Origin of the sequence: Mesorhizobium sp. M7A.F.Ca.CA.004.04.2.1 (assembly GCF_004022825.1) — a bacterium.
Classification (GTDB): domain Bacteria; phylum Pseudomonadota; class Alphaproteobacteria; order Rhizobiales; family Rhizobiaceae; genus Mesorhizobium.
Genome location: NZ_RZPH01000499.1, coordinates 1 through 4,255 on the forward strand (window position 1 = coordinate 1; position 4,255 = coordinate 4,255).

Genomic DNA, 4,255 nt, shown 5'->3' on the forward strand with positions numbered 1-4,255 from the left:
GAGGAAGTGGTCAAGACGCTGGCCGAGGCGATCGTCGGGATGATGGTGGCCCGCAGATTCTGCAGGAAGATGAACATCACCAGGAACACCAGCACGATCGCCTCGGCCAGCGTCTTGACCACTTCCTCTATCGACAGCCGCACGAAAGGCGAAGTGTCGTAGGGATAGACGACCTCGACGCCTTGCGGGAAGGTCGAGCTCAGCCGGGCGATCGTCGAGCGCACCGCTTCGGCGGTGTTGATGGCGTTGGCGCCGGTCGCCAAATTGACGGCCACGCCGGCCGCGGGCTTGCCGTTGTAGTTGGCCTGCGTCGTGTAGCTTTCGGCGCCGAGTTCGACGGTGGCGACATCGTTGAGGCGAACCAGCGAGCCATCGGTTTGGCTCTTCAGGATGATGTTGCGGAACTGTTCGGCGGTCTGCAGCCGGCTCTTGGCCGTCACCGTGGCATTGAGCTGCTGGCCCTTGCGCGCCGGCAGGCCGCCGAGCTGGCCGGCAGAAACCTGCGTGTTCTGCGCCTCGATGGCGGTCGCCACGTCGCTCGGCATCAGGGCATACTTGGCGAGCTGGTCCGGATCGAGCCAGATGCGCATGGCATAGCCGGAGCCGAACAGCTGCGTCGAGCCGACGCCTTCGACGCGCTTCAGCGTGTCGTTGACGGTGGCGTCGACATAGTCGGCGAGATCGGTCGAGTTCATCTTGCCGTCGGTCGAGACGAAGCCGATGACCATAAGGAAGCCGGTCGAGGATTTGGAGACGGTGATGCCATTGCTCTGCACCACCTGCGGCAGCTGCGACTGCACCAGCTGAAGCTTGTTTTGCGTCTGCACCTGGGCGGTGTCGGGATCGGCTGCGGTGGTGAAGGTCAGCGTGATCGAGGCCGAACCGGTCGAGGTCGACGTCGCCGTCATGTAGTCCAGATTGTCGATGCCGGTCATGCCTTGCTCGATGACCTTGGTCACCGAGTTCTCGACCGTCTGCGCGTCGGCGCCCGGATAGGTGGCGCTGATGTTGACTGTCGTCGGCGCGATCTGCGGATATTGCGAGATCGGCAGTGAGGTGAGCGCCAGAAGCCCGCCCAGCATGATCACGATGGCGATCACCCAGGCGAAGATCGGCCGGTTGATGAAGAATACGGACATCGCCTCAGTTCCCGGTCGCGGCGGCAGGCGCCGGTTTGGCAGCGTTGGACGCGGCCGGTGCGGCGGACGTGCCCTGCCCGCGATCCTTGACCTCGCCGGTCGTCTCGTCGATCGTCACCTCAACGCCCGTCGCATCGCCGCCGGGGCGCACCAGCTGCATGCCCTCGACAATGACACGATCACCGTCGCCGACACCCGAATCCACCAGCCAGTTGTTGCCGACGCTGTTGCGCACCGCGAGCACCCGCGTCTCGACCTTGCCCTGCGCATTGATGACCATGGCCGTGGCCTCACCCTTGGTGTTGCGGCTGACGGCGCGCTGCGGCACCAGGAAACTGTTCTGGGCAACGCCCTCCTCGACCAGCGCCCGCACATACATGCCGGGCAGCAGCAAGCGATCGGGATTGGGGAATTCGGCCCTGAGCGCGAAGGTGCCGGTGGTCTGGTCGACATTGGCGCCGGCGAATTCCAGCTTGCCGGTCTGCGTGTAGATGGTGCCGTTCTCGAGCTTCAGCTTGACGCTGACATTGGGGCCGCTGAACTTCAGCCGCCCTTCCGAGATCGCCTGGCGCAGATTGAGCAGGTTGGTGCTCGATTGCGTGACGTCGACATTGATCGGATCGAGGGCACGGATGGTGGTCAGCACAGTGTCCTGGTTGGCGGTCACCAACGCGCCGGGCGTCAGCGTGGACTTGTCGATGCGGCCGGCGATCGGCGCCGTGATCGAGGTGCGGTCGAGACTGATGCGCGCCGTCTCGGCGCTGGCCTTGGCCGAGGCGACATCGGCTTGCGCCTGCGCCAGCGTGGCGGCGGCATCGTCATAATCCTGTTTGGAAACAACGTTCTGTTTCAAAAGCCCTGCATAACGGTCGAACTTGGCCTGCGCAGTCGGCACCGCCGCTTGCGCCTTCTGCTGGGCGGCGACCGCGCTGTCATAGGCTGCCTTGTAGCTTGCCGGATCGATCAGGTAGAGCGGCTGTCCCGCAGCAACTTCGCTGCCCTCTTTGAACAGGCGCTGCTGGATGATGCCGTTCACTTGCGGGCGCACCTCGGCAACCAGCGAAGCCGCCGTGCGCCCCGACAGTTCGGCGGTGATCGCCACCGATTGCGGATGCAAGGTGACGACGCCGACTTCCGGTTTGCCGGGCGCGCCCATGCCGGCGGGGGCGCTGCCCTCCTGCGAGCAGGACGCCAGCAGAAAGGTAGCGGCGAACATCGCGGCCCAGGGCGCCAGATGGCGTGCCGAAAAACGAGGCTGGCTAGGCTTGGAAATCATGGCCTGGATCTTTCCCTGGAGTTGTGTACGCGTTGGCAATGGACCGCCTGGTCGAGGGGCATGCCGATCCATATGATGATAGGCCGCACCCGTCGGCGGGCGGCGACGAGCAATGCTTGGAAGCGGCTCATGTCGCGCTCCTTCTCGGCGGCCGGAGCTGCTCGAAAGTCGAGTAGCTGGCCTCGATGCCCACCAACATCATTATGCCGATCAGCGAGGACATGCCAAGCGCCTTGCCGGAGTTCACGCGATCTTGCGGTCATGATGTCCATGGTTGTCGAGCGGCTGCGAGAGCGGAAGCGACAGCCGCCAGGCGGCGAAGCGCAGGCGGATCGCGCCCTTCAGCGTGTCGACCGGGAGGGCCAGCGGCATATCGCGCCCGGCAGGACCGAACGAGAGCCTCGGGCTGGCGGACGCGAGCAGCCGCAGCATGATCATGGCTTCCCACATTGTCGTGCTTCCATTGCATGGTTCGAATTGGCGTCATTCGAACTGGACGTGATTGAAACGAGGGATGGCGGAGATACGCCCGCCATCCCCCGGAGAACCGGCCGGCCCGAGAACGGGTTGGGTACCGGGCCGGCCGGTGCAGTCGGTCAGAGTTGTCAGTCGTTCCCGGGCTGGGGCGAGAGCTGCCTGCCATCGTTGGGCAGGCCTCTGGGGCCGGCTGCATCGTTCGGCGGCCCGCCCCAGGGACCGGGGGGTGATCCATGGGGGCGTTCCGCCGAAGCGAGGACTTCGAGTTGTTCGGGCGTCAGCTTGGCACGCAGTTCCGCGATCGCGTCCTTCAGTTTACCGGCCGAAACCGCGCGGGCGGTGACATCGTCGGCCAGCTTTTCCTGGAACGCGAAAGGATCAGGCTTGCCGCCGGGACCCGCCGCGTCGGGACCCTTCGCTTCAGCACTACCGGGCCGCCCGTGGTTGGGTCGAGGCGGCGAAAGCACCGCCTGCAGCGCGCTGGTGTAGTCGCGCCAGGCGTCGAGTTGTTCGGTGCGGATGCCGACGCGGGTCTCCAGCGCGGCGAGCCGGGCGGCCAGCATGAACTCCGGCGGCGGACCCATGCGGCGGGGGCCAAAGCCCTGTGGGCCGAAACCCTGCGAACCAGGCCGCATCGGTTCATGCGGGCCGGGTCCAGCCATCGGGCCGTGATCTGGGCCGTCCTGCATGGCCACGACAGGTGGCGGCTCGCCTGGTCCGGCGCCGGGATCTGGCTGCGCTGCCAGCGCGGGGTGAATTGCGGCGACGGAAAACAGGCCGAGCGCAAGAAGTCTGCTTCGCATAAAGATGTTCCTTTCTCTCATGCTTCGGACAGTTCAGAGGATAGGAAGCGTCTTTGTCCGCTTCGCGTCGGCGTGTTGCCGAAGGTTTCCGCAAAAGGGCAATTTGTTTCCGAATGTTTCCCTCGGGCCCCCGGAAACGTTCGGTTGCAATTTTCCATGCCGCTCGGGCGCGGCTCCTCCTATAATCGTGGCCAAGGCAAGGGCACGATTGATGCAGTCACAACCCCATATCCTCGTCGTTGACGACGACCGCGAGATCAGGACGCTTCTCCAGCGTTATCTCGACAGCCAGGGCTTTCGCGTCACGGCGGCGGCGGACCGGCGCGAATGCGAGCAACGGCTTGGCTCAGGCCAATTCGACCTGATCGTGCTCGACGTGATGCTGCCGGACGGCTCGGGGCTCGATATCTGCCGCGGCTTGCGCGACCGCAAGCCGCACACCCCGATCATCCTGCTGACCGCGCTGAAGGAAGATGTCGACCGCATCATCGGCCTGGAACTCGGCGCCGACGACTATCTCGGCAAGCCGTTCAACCCGCGTGAGCTCATTGCCCGCATCC

The 4,255-nt window shown here is 65.1% G+C and carries 5 protein-coding genes; 1 reads left to right on the forward strand and 4 read right to left on the reverse strand.

Annotated elements, in window-relative coordinates; genetic code table 11:
- The 4 genes from EN893_RS21005 to EN893_RS21020 all read right to left on the reverse strand — a co-directional run.
- Window positions 1-1,139: efflux RND transporter permease subunit (locus EN893_RS21005; protein WP_206640150.1), on the reverse strand; the 1,139-nt coding region annotated here is incomplete at its 3' end.
- 4 nt (window positions 1,140-1,143) lie between these two features.
- Complete coding sequence (locus tag EN893_RS21010) at window positions 1,144-2,355, reverse strand: efflux RND transporter periplasmic adaptor subunit (protein ID WP_164748939.1); 1,212 nt, start codon at window positions 2,353-2,355, stop codon at window positions 1,144-1,146.
- 303 nt (window positions 2,356-2,658) lie between these two features.
- Window positions 2,659-2,853: a hypothetical protein gene (locus EN893_RS21015; RefSeq protein ID WP_127396780.1), complete on the reverse strand. Its 195-nt coding sequence runs from the start codon at window positions 2,851-2,853 to the stop codon at window positions 2,659-2,661.
- 167 nt (window positions 2,854-3,020) lie between these two features.
- Window positions 3,021-3,695 (reverse strand): hypothetical protein, encoded by a 675-nt coding sequence (locus EN893_RS21020; RefSeq protein ID WP_127270463.1) that lies wholly within the window; start codon window positions 3,693-3,695, stop codon window positions 3,021-3,023.
- A gap of 211 nt (window positions 3,696-3,906) precedes the next feature.
- On the opposite strand from EN893_RS21020, the gene EN893_RS21025 reads away from it, so the two are divergent.
- Window positions 3,907-4,255: response regulator (locus EN893_RS21025; RefSeq protein ID WP_128361749.1), on the forward strand; the 349-nt coding region annotated here is incomplete at its 3' end.